Here is a 14,026-nt window from a genome sequence, read left to right as displayed (position 1 = left end):
CGTTCAGACGAGCGAGCGGAGCACGTACTGCAGGATGCCGCCGTTGCGGTAGTAGTCGGCCTCACCCGGGGTGTCGATGCGGACGACCGCGTCGAACTCGACCGGCTGCTTGCCGGCGGGCGAGTGCTCGCTCGGCGTCGCGGTGACGTGCACGGTCTTCGGGGTGCGGCCCTCGTTCAGCTCGGTCAGGCCGGAGATCGAGACGACCTCGGTGCCGTCGAGTCCGAGGGACTCGACGGTCTCGCCCGCCGGGAACTGCAGCGGGACGACACCCATGCCGATCAGGTTCGAGCGGTGGATCCGCTCGAAGCTCTCGGTGATGACGGCGCGGACGCCGAGCAGGTTCGTGCCCTTGGCCGCCCAGTCGCGCGACGAGCCCGAGCCGTACTCCTTGCCACCGAAGATGACGAGCGGGATGCCCTGCTCCTGGTAGTGCTGCGAGGCGTCGTAGATGAACGACTGCTCGCCGTCGGCGGTGGTGAAGTCGCGGGTGTAACCGCCCTCGACACCGTCCAGCAGCTGGTTGCGCAGGCGGATGTTCGCGAACGTGCCGCGGATCATCACCTCGTGGTTGCCGCGACGCGAGCCGTAGGAGTTGAAGTCCTTGCGGTCCACGCCGTGCTCCGCCAGGTACTTGCCGGCCGGGCTGTCCGCCTTGATCGAACCTGCGGGCGAGATGTGGTCGGTCGTGACCGAGTCACCGAGCTTGGCCAGCACGCGGGCACCGGAGATGTCCGACACCGCGTCGGGCTGCATGGTCATGCCCTCGAAGTACGGGGGCTTCCGCACGTAGGTCGACTCCTGGTCCCACTCGAAGGTGTCGCCCGTGGGGGTCGGCAGGTTCTTCCAGCGGTCGTCGCCCTCGAACACGGAGCCGTACTCGTGGGTGAACATCTCGGTGTCGATCGACTCGTCGATGACCTGCTGCACCTCGGCCGCGTCGGGCCAGATGTCCTGCAGGTAGACGTCGTTGCCGTCCTGGTCCTGCCCGAGGGCGTCCTTGTCGAAGTCGAAGTGCATCGACCCGGCGAGGGCGTAGGCGATGACCAGCGGCGGGGACGCCAGGTAGTTCATCTTGACGTCTGGGTTGATCCGACCCTCGAAGTTGCGGTTGCCGGAGAGCACCGCGGTGACGGCGAGGTCGTTGTCCTGCACGGCCTGCGAGATCTCGTCCGGCAGCGGGCCGGAGTTGCCGATGCAGGTGGTGCAGCCGTAGCCCACCGTGTAGAAGCCGAGCTGCTCGAGGTAGGTCGTGAGACCGGCCTTCTCGTAGTAGTCGGTGACGACCTTGGAACCGGGCGCGAGCGTCGTCTTGACCCAGGGCTTCGAGGTGAGGCCCTTGGCGGCGGCGTTCCGCGCGAGGATGCCGGCCGCCATCATGACGGACGGGTTCGACGTGTTCGTGCACGACGTGATCGCGGCGATCGCGACGGCGCCGTGGTCGATCGTGAACGGGTCGGCCCCGTCCATCGCGACCTTCGTCGGGGCCGAGGCCGTCGACGGGGCGCTGGACACGTAGACGTGCTCGTGCAGGTCGGTGTCCTCGTTGGTGGAGCCCGCGGCGATCGGGTCGGAGGCCGGGAAGGTCTCCTCCACCGCGTCGTCGAGGTCGGTCTGCTCGCTCGGGGTCGTGTAGTTGTTCAGGTCGACCTCGAACTGGCTCTTCGCGTTCGTCAGCTCGATGCGGTCCTGGGGACGCTTCGGACCGGAGATCGACGGCACGACCGTGGAGAGGTCGAGCTCCATGTACTCGGAGTAGTTCGGCTCCACCGAGGCGTCGTGCCAGAGGCCCTGGGCCTTGGAGTACGCCTCGACCAGGGCGATCTGCGCCTCGTCGCGACCGGTCAGGCGCAGGTAGTCGAGTGTGACGTCGTCGACCGGGAAGATCGCCGCCGTCGAACCGAACTCGGGCGACATGTTGCCGATGGTGGCGCGGTTCGCGAGCGGGACAGCACTGACGCCCTCGCCGTAGAACTCGACGAACTTGCCGACGACGCCGTGCTTGCGGAGCTCCTGCGTGATGGTGAGCACCACGTCGGTCGCGGTCACGCCGGCCGGGATCTCGCCGGAGAGCTTGAAGCCGACCACCTTCGGGATGAGCATCGACACGGGCTGGCCGAGCATCGCGGCCTCGGCCTCGATGCCGCCGACGCCCCAGCCGAGCACGCCGAGCCCGTTCACCATCGTGGTGTGCGAGTCGGTGCCGACGAGGGTGTCCGGGTAGGCGTACGTCTCACCGTCGAAGTCCCGTGTGTAGGTGACCTTCGCCAGGTACTCGATGTTCACCTGGTGCACGATGCCGGTGCCCGGCGGGACGACCTTGAAGTCCTCGAACGCGGTCTGGCCCCAGCGGAGGAACTGGTAGCGCTCACCGTTCCGCTCGTACTCGAGGTCGGTGTTGCGCTGGAGTGCGTCCGTGCTGCCGAAGAGGTCGGCGATGACCGAGTGGTCGATGACCATCTCGGCCGGGGACAGCGGGTTGATCTTGTTCGGGTCGCCGCCGATGTCCGCCATGGCCTCGCGCATGGTGGCGAGGTCGACGATGCACGGCACACCCGTGAAGTCCTGCATCACGACGCGCGCCGGCGAGAACTGGATCTCGGTGTCCGGGTCGGCGTCGGGGCGCCAGGAGCCGAGCGCGCGGATCTGCGCCTCGGTGACGTTCTTGCCGTCCTCGGTGCGGAGGAGGTTCTCGAGCAGCACCTTGAGGCTGTACGGGAGCTTCTCGTGCCCGGGCACCGTGTCGATCCGGTGGATCGCGTAGTCGACACCCCCAACCGACAGTGTGTCCTTCGAGCCGAAGCTATTGACTGCAGCCACCGTGCCGCCTCCCTACTGATCGGTTTGCCCTCATCCTCGCGGGCCGTGGACCGTCCCACCAGCAAGGCAAACCTAATCCCGAGAACGCGTGCGCGCCCTGCGAGAACTATCTTGATGTCGAGACAACGCTACACCGTGGTGGCGGCGTCCCTTCGCACGAACACGGTCCGGACCAGCAACCACGTGACCCAGAGCACGGCAGCGTAGAGCGGCACGCCGAGGATGAGCTTGAGGCCCGCCAGCAGCTCGACCTGGGCGGTGAGGTACAGCGGCACCTCGACGGCCAGGCGGAGCGCGAACAACCCGACCCAGATCCAGGTGGCGACCGTCAGCACGCGGCGCTTGACCGGGTCGGCGCGCCAGTCGACGTGCGAGCCGTCCTCGTTCGCCGGCAGCAGGAACCCGACGACCAGACCGATGAGCGGCCACCGCACGGCCAGCGAGACCAGAAGCCCGACCAGCCACACCGAGTTGATGACGATCCCCGGGATGAAGTTGCTCTCGGCACGCCCCGTGATGAGCGCGAGCCCGGCCGACACCGCGACGCCGAGGATGCCGGCGAAGGACATCGTCAGCGACTGCCGCTGCGCCAGGCGCAGTGCGACGAACACCAGACCGACCACCACGGGGATCACGACGCTCGGCACGAGCTCCTTCGTGATCGCGTAGACGACGAGGAACGCGAACCCGGGCAACACCGACTCTGCCAGCCCACGGATCCCGCCGACCGCACCGAGCAGCGCACGGCCGGACGGCGCCTCGCCGGGAGCGACCCGGGCGATGCCGGCGTTCTGCACCGCGTCGCGGAACTGGGAGGAGAACGACGGCGCGACGGGCTCGGACCCGGCCGTCTCGGGTCGTGGGGTGTCGTCGTGTTCCGGCACCGTGCCTCCAGGCGGGTTCGTCGTCAGGTCGTCAGCCGGCCGCAGCGTCAGATCGCGGTCTGCGTCGACTTCGGCATGTGCAGCGGGATGAGGTCGCGCGGCGGCATCGGCGTCGTACCGCGCACGACGACGACGCTGCGGAACAGCTCCTCGATCTCGCTCGCGTCGTCGGGCTGCTCGGCGGCCTTGCCGGCGATCACGCCGCGCAGGAACCAGCGGGGACCGTCGACGCCGACGAAGCGGGCCGGCCGGACGCCGGCCGCGCCGCCGTCGCCGTCGACCGCGACCGGCACGGACGCACGGAGCTCGGGGCCGAACGGGCCGTCGACCTCGGTCACGACACCGCCCTGGCGCTCGATCTGCTCGGCGATCTGCGCGCGGATCTCGTGCCACAGGCCCGTCGAGCGGGGTGCGGCGAACGGCTGGACCTGGAGCGTCGAGTCGTCGTAGTCGAGCCCGACCGCGACGACGCGCTGCGAGCCCTCCTCCACCTCGAGGCGCAGGTGCAGCCCCTCGCGCGGCAGGACCTTCACGCCACCCAGGTCGACGTACGGGCGGACCAGGTTCGCCTCGGTCTCGTCGTGCGGACCGTTCTCGGCGCGGTCCTCGGGCGCGGACTTGTCCGTGGGGGCCACCGCGTCGACCTCGTCGAGGTCCGCGTCGGCGTCCGTCGCGATGTCGACCTCGGGGGTCGTGTCCGCGATCTCGACCTCGTCGGCGACGGCCTCGGCCACTTCGACCTCGGCCACCTCGCCCTCGTCACGCTTGCGTCGACCGAACTTCATGCGCGCGTTCCTTCCTGAACATCGTCGGCGGCACCGGTCACGGCGCCGCTCCGGTCACCGTAGCCCGACGAGCCGAAGCCACCCTGGCCCCGGACGCTGTCGGGCAGCTCCTCGACCCGCGTGTACGTCACCCGCGGGACGGGCATCACGATCAGCTGCGCGATGCGGTCACCGACGTGCACCTCGTACGGCTCGGACCGGTCGGTGTTGAGCAGTGCGACCTTGATCTCGCCGCGGTACCCGGAGTCGACCGTGCCCGGGCTGTTGACGATGCTGATGCCGTGCTTCGCGGCGAGGCCGCTGCGCGGGACCACGAACGCGGCGTACCCCTCGGGGAGCGCGATCCGCAGCCCCGTCGCTGCGAGGTGTCGCTCGCCCGGCTGCAGCACGAAGGACTCGGCCGAGACGAGGTCGGCTCCCGCGTCGCCGGGGTGGGCGTGTCCGGGGCGGTTCTCCCCGGTCCAGAGGACGTCGACTGGTTCGGTCACGTGTCGAGGGTAGTGCAGAGACGTGACCCGACCGTGACCTGGCCTGAGTCGTGGTCGAATGGACTCGTGACCATGTACCGCGAACGACTCTGGGCCCCGCCCGCCCTGTACCTGGCGACGGCGCTCGTCATCCCCGCCACCCTGCTCGTGTTCCTGCCCATCAGCGTGCTCGCCGGCGTGCTCGTGGCGATCGGCATGGAGCTCGGCGTGCTCGTGCTCCTGTGGGCACTCGCACCCACCATCGAGGTCACGGAGAGCGAGTTCCGCGCCGGCAAGGCGCACCTGCCGCGCGCGCTCGTCGGCACGGTCGAGGCGTTCGAGGGCGCCGAGGCGACCACGCAGCGCGGTCCGAAGCTCGACGCCCGGGCGTGGACGCTGTTCCGCGGCTACGTGCGCGGGGTCGTCAAGGTCGAGGTGCGCGACGACGCCGACCCGACGCCCTACTGGCTGGTCAGCGTCCGGCAGCCCACCAAGGTGGTCGAGGCGCTCCGGTCCTGACGGACCGCGACGGGCGGACGGGAGGCCCGGCGCGCGTCCGCCCCGCACCGCACGACGAAGGCCCCGCATCCTGGAGGATGCGGGGCCTTCGGTGATCGTTGCGCCTAGAGCGCCGCGCATTCCGCGCAGACCGGCCCGAGCTTCGACTCGTGGTCGAGCTGGGAGCGGTGCTTCACGAGGAAGCACTCGACGCAGGTGAACTCATCGACCTGCGGGGGCAGCACCACGACGTCGAGGTCGACGTCGCTCAGGTCCTGCCCGGCGAGTTCGAAGCTGCCGGGGTTGTCCGAATCATCGTCGACGACCCCCGACATCTTGTCGGGAACGCGCTCCTTGAGGGCCTCGATCGACTCCGAATCGGAGTTGTCATCGGTCTTCCGGGGGGCGTCGTAATCGGTGGCCATGCCCATCCATTTCTCGTATCGAGAGGTCGTCGCCGGGTGATCGGCGGCGACAGTTTGCACGACGTCCCGCCAGAGTGCAAACCGAGATCTGCGGCGCGTCGTCACGGCCCTGCAACCCGTACCCCGTTCCGGACATTCCCGACACCCGTCGACGCTCGCCGCAGACTCCGCGGCACGCCCGTGCGCCTCCGTGGAAACCGCCGACGACCACTGCATACTCACGGGGTACGACGCACGACCGTACGCGACGCTGGGAAGGCTGGACCATGCAAGACGTGAGAGTCATCGGAGTCGAGGCAGGCGCACTCCTCCTGGCGACCGACGGCGGTACCGAGTTCCGGTTGCCCGTCACGTCCTCGCTGCCGGGGCAGGTCCGTCAGGCCAACCCCGACGCCGGGCCGCAGAAGCGGGTCTCCCCGAAGGACGTCCAGGCACGCATCCGTGGTGGTGCCGACGCCGCCGACGTCGCCGCCGCGCTCGACGTCGACGTCGAGTACGTCCGACGCTTCGAAGGTCCGGTGCTGGCCGAACGCGCGTTCGTGCTCGACGCCTCGCACCGCGTGCCGGTGACCCCGGTCGACGACGAGGCTCCGGACACCTTCGGCGCGGCGATCACCGCGAAGCTCGAGGCCGGCGAGGCCACCGCGATCAGCTGGGGCTCGTGGAAGCACCCGGAGAGCGGCTGGCAGGTCCGGGTCCGCTACACCGCGGCCGAGGTCGAGCACGACGCCCAGTGGCGCTTCGACCCGAAGACCTCGACGCTCGTGCCGGACAACGGCGACGCGCACCGGCTCTCGCACACCGACGACGAGGGCATCGCGCCCCGCCTGCGTGCCGTGGAGTACGAGCAGCAGGACGACGACGGCACCCGCTTCGACTCCGGCGCCTTCCGCGTCGAGGAAGAGGACGAGGCCGTCACGAACCCCGACGTCCCCGACCGCGCGCCGCTCCGTGCACCGCTGCCCCGCATCGGACAGGCGGCCGTCGAGGAGCGCGCACCCGGCAACGAGACCGCCGACCTGCTCGAGGCCCTCCGCCGACGCCGGGGCGAGCGCGAAGCCGCCTCGTTCGGCGAGCAGCGCGACGAGCCCGCCCGCGGCACCTCGATCAGCGTCGTCGACATCCCGCTGCAGGGTTTCGAGGACCAGCCCGAGGGCGACACCGCCCCGTCGTCGACCGACGGCCGCCCGGCATCGGCGCCCGAGGCCGAGGGACGTGCCGAGCGCAAGAAGCGCAACCGCCGGTCGATGCCGAGCTGGGACGAGATCGTCTTCGGCACCCGCCCGGAGGACCCGGCCTGATCCGCTCGGACTGATCCTCGGTAGCCGGCGACCGGCTACTGCGCGAACGCCCCGGCGAGCCGGAGAGGCACGAGGGTCTCCTCGTCGGTCATCGCACCGTGCTGTCCGATCATGCGCTTCGGGACCTCGCCGTCGCGCAGCGCCCGGTCGTCGTTGAACGCCCACGAGCCGCGTGCCACGACGATCACGTCGCCGATGCGCGGGACCACCTCCGGCGAGACCGCACCGAACCAGCCGGCGGCGATCGCCTCGTCACGGCTCGCGACGTACGCCTTCTTGCCGTAGCGCGCACGGAAGGCCCCGACGAGCCCGCGCACGTCGGTGCCCGGCGCCACCGTGAACTGGCGGCACCGGGGGTCGCCCGCCACCCCGACGACGTCCGTCAGCAGCAGCGGGTCGACGGCGATGTTCGCGTGGTCCGGCACGTCGAGCACACCGTGGTCCGCGGTGACCAGGATGCCGACGTCGCGTGCACCACGGGCGTCGAGGCGGGCGAGTTCGCCGTCGAGCAGCTCGAGCGTCGCCGTCCACCGGTCGGACTGCCACCCGGACTTGTGACCGATCGAGTCGAGCTCCGGCACGTACAGGTAGACGAGCGACCGACCGGTGGCGGTCTCGGCCAGGGCGGCGTCGATGCGCTCCGGGATCGTGTCCGCTGCCACGTACCGCGCGCCACCGAGGACGTTCGCGGTCATGCCGGACGCCCGGTAGCGCTCCGGACCGACCACGACGGGGTCGACGCCGAGCTCCGCGGCCCGGGTGAACAGCGTCTCGACGAGGAACCAGTCCGCCGGCACCTCGGTGTCCCACCCGCCGAGCAGGTTCATCACCGCGCCGGTGTCCGGGTTCCAGCCGCTGTAGCCGACGACACCGTGCGTGCCGGGCGACCGTCCGGTCGTCAGCGTGCTCAGTGCCGCGGCCGTCGTGGTCGGGAACCCGCTGCGGAGCTTCTTCGCGGTGCCGGTGCCCTTCGCCGCGGTCAGCCAGCGGGCGTGGCCGGCGCGAGCCGACAGCGCGACCGAACCGAGGCCGTCGACCAGGACGACGATCGCGGAACGCGCGGGACGGAGGGCGATCCGGGCCTCCAAGCCGTTGGCACGCGACCACGCGTCGTCCGCAGCCCCGAGCGCCACGAGGCAACTCGGGAAGACGTCGGCGAGGTTCGCGGCGGCGTCGGGGGCCGTCGGTACGCTTGTTCCCATTCCACAGAGTCTTCCAGACGACCCCGGTCTTCCAGACGACTCCGGTCTCCCAGAAAGGTGCCATGGCACGCACGGACGCAGTCGGCCTGCCCGACGGTGAGCGCATCGAGGACGTCGACGTCTCCGAGGAGATGCAGGGCTCCTTCCTCGAGTACGCGTACTCCGTCATCTACTCGCGGGCGCTGCCCGATGCGCGTGACGGCCTGAAGCCCGTCCAGCGGCGCATCCTGTACCAGATGGCCGAGATGGGCCTGCGGCCGGACCGCGGGCACGTCAAGAGCGCGCGCGTCACCGGCGAGGTGATGGGCAAGCTGCACCCGCACGGCGACGGCGCGATCTACGACGCCCTGGTGCGGATGGCGCAGCCGTTCACCATGCGGGTGCCGCTGATCGACGGCCACGGCAACTTCGGCTCGCTCGACGACGGTCCCGCTGCCGCCCGGTACACCGAGGCACGCCTGGCCGAACCGTCGATGGCCATGACCGAGGGCCTCGGCGAGGACGTCGTCGACTTCGTCCCGAACTACGACAACCAGATCATGCAGCCCGGCGTGCTGCCGGCGGCGTTCCCGAACCTGCTCGTCAACGGCGCCTCGGGCATCGCGGTCGGCATGGCGACGAACATGGCGCCGCACAACCTGGGCGAGGTGGTCGAGGCCGCGAAGCACCTGCTCATGAACCCCCAGGCCACCCTCGAAGAGCTCATGGAGTTCGTGCCCGGCCCGGACCTGCCCTCGGGCGGCACGATCGTCGGACTCTCCGGGGTCCGCGACGCCTACGCCACCGGGCGCGGCACGTTCCGCACACGCTCGAAGGTGAACGTCGAGAACCTCACGCCGCGCAAGGTCGGACTCGTCGTCACCGAGCTGCCCTACCTGGTGGGCCCCGAGCGCGTCATCGAGAAGATCAAGGACGGCGTCCAGTCCAAGAAGCTCGTCGGCATCTCGGACGTCAACGACCTGACCGACCGCAACCACGGGCTCCGGCTCGTCATCGGCATCAAGAGCGGCTTCAACCCCACCGCGGTGCTCGAGCAGCTGTACAAGCACACCCCGCTCGAGGACGGCTTCGGCATCAACAACGTCGCGCTCGTCGGCGGGTCGCCCCGCACGCTCGGGCTGCGCGAGCTGCTCGACGTCTACGTGCAGCACCGGCTGTCGGTCGTCACCCGGCGGTCCGAGTACCGGCTCGCGCGTCGTCGCGAGCGGCTGCACCTGGTCGAGGGACTGCTCATCGCGATCCTCGACATCGACGAGGTCATCCAGGTCATCCGCACCTCGGACGACTCCGAGGCGGCACGCAGCCGACTCCGCGACGTCTTCGACCTGTCCGAGGTACAGGCGGAGTACATCCTCGAGCTGCGGCTCCGGCGCCTGACGAAGTTCTCGCGCATGGAGCTCGAGGCCGAGCGCGACCAGCTGCTCGCCGACATCGCCGCGCTCGAGGAACTGCTGGCGTCCGACGAACGACTGCGGGCCCAGGTCGCGCTCGAGCTCACCGAGGTGTCCGACAGGTTCGCCACCCCGCGCTGCACACTGCTCACCGAGGCCGACGCACCCGTCAAGGGCGGGCGCAAGGCAGCTGTCGACCCGGAGTCGCTCCAGGTCGCCGACTCGCCGTGCCGTGTGCTGCTCTCGACCACCGGACGGCTCATCCGCGTCGACATCCCGACGTCGGAGCTCAGCATCGTCCGCGTGCCGAAGCGCTCCAAGCACGACGCCGTCCGGTCCGCCGTGGTGAGCACCGTCCGGGGCCAGGTCGGCGCGCTGACCTCCACCGGTCGGGTGCTGCGGCTCTCCCCCGTCGACGTCCCGGCGGTGCCGCCCGCAGCCGTCCGGCTCGACGCCGGCGTGCGGGTCACCGACTTCCTGGCGCTCACCAAGGGCGAGACGGTCGTCGCACTCGTCGACCTGTCCGGCGCGTCGTCGGACGCACTCGCCATCGGTACCGCACAGGGTGTGGTCAAGCGCGTCGTGCCCGGCACCTGGCCGGACAAGCCGGAGTTCGTCGCCATCGGCCTGAAGCCCGGCGACACGGTGATCGGCGCCGCTCAGGCACCCGAGTCCGACGACCTGGTGTTCATCAGCTCGAACGCCCAGCTCCTGCGGTTCCCCGCGGCAGGCGTCCGCGCCCAGGGGCTCCCCGCCGGCGGTGTCGCGGGCATGGCGCTGGCCTCCGGCGCCTCGGTGATCTGGTTCGGGTCCGTCGCCCGCTCCGACGACGCCGTGGTCGCCACCGTGTCCACGACGTCGACGGCGCTGCCCGGCACGGACTCCGGTCGCGCCAAGGTCTCCGCGCTGTCCGAGTTCCCCGCCAAGGGCCGTGCGACCCAGGGCGTTCGGGCGCACGCGTTCCTGAAGGGCGAGGACGGGCTCACCGTGGGCTGGGCGGGCATCGCTCCCCCGCACGCGGTCGGCACGGACGGCGCGGCGCGCACCCTGCCGGACTGGCTGTCGAAGCGTGACGGGTCCGGTGCGCCGCTCGAGGCCGTCATCGGCTCGATCGGTGGCAGTGCCGCGGCGCTCGACGGCACCGCTGGCGACGCGTAGGCGGGCGGGGGCGCCGCGCTGCGCCCACCGCTGCGCTGCGCCCACCCTCCGCGAAAGCGACAGTGTCCCGCGAACAGTTTGCGGGACACTGTCGCGTTGGCGGCACGGACGGCGCAGGGTGGCGTCACAGTGTCGCTTTGGCGGCACCGAGACTCGGCCTGAGCGACATCATTCGCGGTCCGGCACCCGAGTTCGGTCGCCCACCGCGAGACTCGCTGGCCGGGAGGCGCGGGCCGGTCCCGTCTGGACATCCCGCCCCACCGGCGCGAAAGCGACAGAAGTCCGCGAACAGTTCGCGGGACACTGTCGCGTTGGCGGTACGGACGGCGCAGGGTGGCGTCACGGTGTCGCTTTGGCGGCACCGAGACTCGGCCTGAGCGACATCATTCGCGGTCCGGCACCCGAGTTCGGTCGCCCACCGCGAGACTCGAGACGAGTCGCCCACCGCGAGACTCGGGCCGGCTACGCCGAGACTCGGGCCGGCTTCGCCGAGACTCGGGCCAGCAGCGGCGCGGCAGTCCGGCGCGCTACGCGTCGATGCGGTCGCGGTCGAGGCCCTCGCCGGCCAGGATGAACTCCTTGCGCGGGGCCACGTCGTTGCCCATGAGCAGCTCGAACACCTTCGCCGCACTCTCGGCGTGCGTGATGTTCACCCGCCGCAGGGTGCGGTGCGCTCGGTCCATCGTGGTCTCGGCGAGCTGGTCGGCGTCCATCTCCCCCAGGCCCTTGTACCGCTGGATCGGCTCCTGGTACTTCTTGCCGGTCTTCTCGAGCTTCTTCAGCACGGTCTGCAGTTCCTGCTCGGAGTACGTGTAGAGCGTGTCGTTGGGCTTGCCGCGGTTCACCACGACGACCCGGTGCAGCGGCGGAACGGCAGCGAAGACCCGGCCTTCCTCGATCATCGGTCGCATGTACCGGAAGAACAGCGTCAGCAGCAGCGTCCGGATGTGGGCGCCGTCGACGTCGGCATCCGACATGATGATGACCTTGCCGTACCGCGCCTGGTCGATCTCGAACGTGCGACCGGAGCCGGCACCGATGACCTGGATGATGGACGCGCACTCGACGTTCGACAGCATGTCCGAGACGGACGCCTTCTGCACGTTGAGGATCTTGCCGCGGATCGGCAGCAGCGCCTGGTACTCGCTGTTGCGTGCGAGTTTCGCGGTCCCGAGGGCCGAGTCGCCCTCGACGATGAAGAGCTCGGTGCCCTCGGTCTCCTGCGACCGGCAGTCCGCGAGCTTCGTCGGCAACGACGAGTTCTCGAGCGCGTTCTTCCGGCGCTGCGTCTCCTTGTGGGCGCGGGCGGAGATGCGGGTCTTCATCTCGGCGACGACCTTCTCGAGCAGGGTCGCTGCCTGGGCCTTCTCGGTGCGCTGCGTCGACGTCAGGATCTCGGTGATGCGCTTCGACACGACCTGGTCGACGATCTTCCGGACCGCCGGTGTGCCGAGGATCTCCTTCGTCTGCCCCTCGAACTGCGGCTCGGGCAGTCGGACGGTCAAGACGGCGGTCATGCCGGCGAGCACGTCGTCCTTGTCGAGCTTGTCCTGCCCGACCTTGAGCTTGCGGGCGTTCGCCTCGACCTGCGCGCGGACGGCCTTGACCAACCCGGACTCGAAGCCGGCCTGGTGCGTGCCGCCTTTCGGCGTCGCGATGATGTTGACGAAGCTGCGGAACACCGTCTCGTAGCCGTCGCCCCACCGGAGGGCGAGGTCCACTTCGCAGGAGCGCTCGACCGCGGTGGAGACCATGTGGCCCTTGTCGTCGAGCATCGGGACGGTCTCGGTGAAGGTCCCGGTGCCCTGCACGCGCCAGACGTCGGTGACGGCGGTGTCGGTGGCGAGGTGCTCGACGAATTCGCCGATGCCGCCCTCGTAGCGGAAGCGCTCGACGACCGGACCGGCCTCGACGGCGGTGCCCGTCGCCTCGGCACGCGCGGCGGCGGCCTCGATCGAGGACACGCGCTCGTCGGTGATCGTGATGCCGAGTCCGGGGACGAGGAACGCCGTCTGCCGTGCGCGGGTGACCAGGTCGTCGGTGCTGAACCGCGCGTCGGCCGTGAAGATCTGCCGGTCCGCCCAGTAGCGGATGCGGGAACCGGTGACGCCCTTCTTCACCTTGCCGACGACCCGCAGCTCGCTGCCCGAGGTGAAGGGGCTGAACGGGGCGTCCGGACCGATGCCCTTGGCGTCGTCGAACGTGCCGGGCTCGCCGCGGTGGAAGGACATGGCGTAGGTCTTGCCGCCGCGGTCGACCTCGACGTCGAGGCGCTCGGACAGGGCGTTGACCACCGAGGCACCGACGCCGTGCAGCCCACCCGAGGCCGCGTACGACCCGGAGCCGAACTTGCCACCGGCGTGCAGCTTGGTGAACACGACCTCGACCCCGGTCAGGCCGGTCTTCGGTTCGACGTCCACCGGGATGCCACGAGCGGTGTCGCGGACCTCGACCGAGCCGTCGGCGTGCAGCACGACACCGATCTCGTCGCCGTGCCCCGCCAGGGCTTCGTCGACCGAGTTGTCGATGATCTCCCACAGGCAGTGCATGAGGCCGCGGGAGTCGGTCGAGCCGATGTACATCCCCGGACGCTTCCGGACCGCCTCGAGCCCTTCGAGGACGGAGAGATGGCGTGCGGAGTAGTCGGAGCTCACCGTCCGATGGTACCGAGCGGCACCGACACCCTCGGCGTGGACACTCGCACTGGGGACAACCGATCCGCGCTCAGCGAAACAGCGCTGCACAATGCATCGTTCTCAGGCATCACGTGTTGAAATGGTGCAACCACCCGGCACCACCTGCGATCCGTGAGGAGCACAGCAATGACCCAGACCGTGCAGGACCCCTCCATCGACGAAGTCAGCAACCACCAGCTGACCGCCGCCGACCGTTGCGACAGCTGCGGGGCGCAGGCCTACATCCGAGCCACCATGTCGAGCGGCGAACTGTTCTTCTGCGCCCACCACGGCGCCGAGTTCAAGGACAAGCTCGCGGCGACCGCCATCGAGTGGCACGACGAGAGCAGCCGACTCTACGAGTCGAAGTAGCGCGCGAAGGCGCGAGCACAGCAAGACGGGAGGCCCGGTGCCAGCTGG

The 14,026-nt window shown here is 70.1% G+C and carries 11 protein-coding genes; 4 read left to right on the top strand and 7 right to left on the bottom strand.

Going from position 1 to position 14,026, the window contains the following annotated elements; all coding sequences use genetic code 11:
• Positions 1-3: 3 nt before the first annotated feature.
• The 4 genes from acnA to dut form a co-directional block, all read right to left on the bottom strand.
• Positions 4-2,820 carry an aconitate hydratase AcnA gene (gene acnA, locus ACGH48_RS09220; protein ID WP_123312762.1) on the bottom strand — a complete coding sequence of 939 codons (2,817 nt, stop codon included), beginning with the start codon at positions 2,818-2,820 and terminating at the stop codon, positions 4-6.
• A 128-nt stretch (positions 2,821-2,948) separates the two neighbouring features.
• Entirely contained in the window at positions 2,949-3,704 is a 756-nt protein-coding gene (locus tag ACGH48_RS09215; RefSeq protein ID WP_396291090.1) for a DUF3159 domain-containing protein, read from the bottom strand.
• A 47-nt stretch (positions 3,705-3,751) separates the two neighbouring features.
• On the bottom strand, positions 3,752-4,489 hold the full coding sequence (locus ACGH48_RS09210) for a DUF3710 domain-containing protein (RefSeq protein WP_260233040.1): 738 nt from the start codon (positions 4,487-4,489) through the stop codon (positions 3,752-3,754).
• Positions 4,486-4,977, bottom strand: a complete 492-nt coding sequence (gene dut / locus ACGH48_RS09205; protein ID WP_396291089.1) for a dUTP diphosphatase — start codon at positions 4,975-4,977, stop codon at positions 4,486-4,488. The genes ACGH48_RS09210 and dut overlap by 4 nt, the downstream gene beginning before the upstream one ends.
• Before the next feature lie 72 nt (positions 4,978-5,049).
• On the opposite strand from dut, the gene ACGH48_RS09200 reads away from it, so the two are divergent.
• Entirely contained in the window at positions 5,050-5,475 is a 426-nt protein-coding gene (locus ACGH48_RS09200; RefSeq protein WP_396291114.1) for a DUF3093 domain-containing protein, read from the top strand.
• A gap of 104 nt (positions 5,476-5,579) precedes the next feature.
• On the opposite strand, the gene ACGH48_RS09195 is transcribed toward ACGH48_RS09200, so the two are convergent.
• The gene (locus tag ACGH48_RS09195) at positions 5,580-5,879 is read right to left on the bottom strand and encodes a DUF4193 domain-containing protein (protein ID WP_031263038.1); all 300 of its coding nucleotides are present in this window, start codon (positions 5,877-5,879) and stop codon (positions 5,580-5,582) included.
• Positions 5,880-6,145: 266 nt separating this feature from the next.
• On the opposite strand from ACGH48_RS09195, the gene sepH reads away from it, so the two are divergent.
• Complete coding sequence (gene sepH, locus ACGH48_RS09190; protein ID WP_396291088.1) at positions 6,146-7,180, top strand: septation protein SepH; 1,035 nt, start codon at positions 6,146-6,148, stop codon at positions 7,178-7,180.
• Positions 7,181-7,215: 35 nt separating this feature from the next.
• On the opposite strand, the gene ACGH48_RS09185 is transcribed toward sepH, so the two are convergent.
• Positions 7,216-8,382 carry an alkaline phosphatase family protein gene (locus ACGH48_RS09185; RefSeq protein WP_340197703.1) on the bottom strand — a complete coding sequence of 389 codons (1,167 nt, stop codon included), beginning with the start codon at positions 8,380-8,382 and terminating at the stop codon, positions 7,216-7,218.
• A 62-nt stretch (positions 8,383-8,444) separates the two neighbouring features.
• Between ACGH48_RS09185 and ACGH48_RS09180 the strand changes: the two genes are divergently transcribed.
• Entirely contained in the window at positions 8,445-10,931 is a 2,487-nt protein-coding gene (locus ACGH48_RS09180) for a DNA topoisomerase (ATP-hydrolyzing) subunit A (RefSeq protein ID WP_396291087.1), read from the top strand.
• Between the two features lie 527 nt (positions 10,932-11,458).
• Here the strand turns inward: ACGH48_RS09180 and ACGH48_RS09175 are convergent.
• Entirely contained in the window at positions 11,459-13,585 is a 2,127-nt protein-coding gene (locus ACGH48_RS09175) for a type IIA DNA topoisomerase subunit B (RefSeq protein WP_396291086.1), read from the bottom strand.
• Positions 13,586-13,753: 168 nt separating this feature from the next.
• Between ACGH48_RS09175 and ACGH48_RS09170 the strand changes: the two genes are divergently transcribed.
• Positions 13,754-13,978 carry a hypothetical protein gene (locus ACGH48_RS09170; RefSeq protein WP_071255055.1) on the top strand — a complete coding sequence of 75 codons (225 nt, stop codon included), beginning with the start codon at positions 13,754-13,756 and terminating at the stop codon, positions 13,976-13,978.
• Positions 13,979-14,026 lie beyond the last annotated feature (48 nt).

This window comes from Curtobacterium pomorum (assembly GCF_044497295.1).
In the GTDB taxonomy this organism is placed as follows: Bacteria; Actinomycetota; Actinomycetes; order Actinomycetales; family Microbacteriaceae; genus Curtobacterium.
Note: the sequence above shows the minus strand (reverse complement) of the source record. Positions and strands in the feature narration are given on the sequence as shown.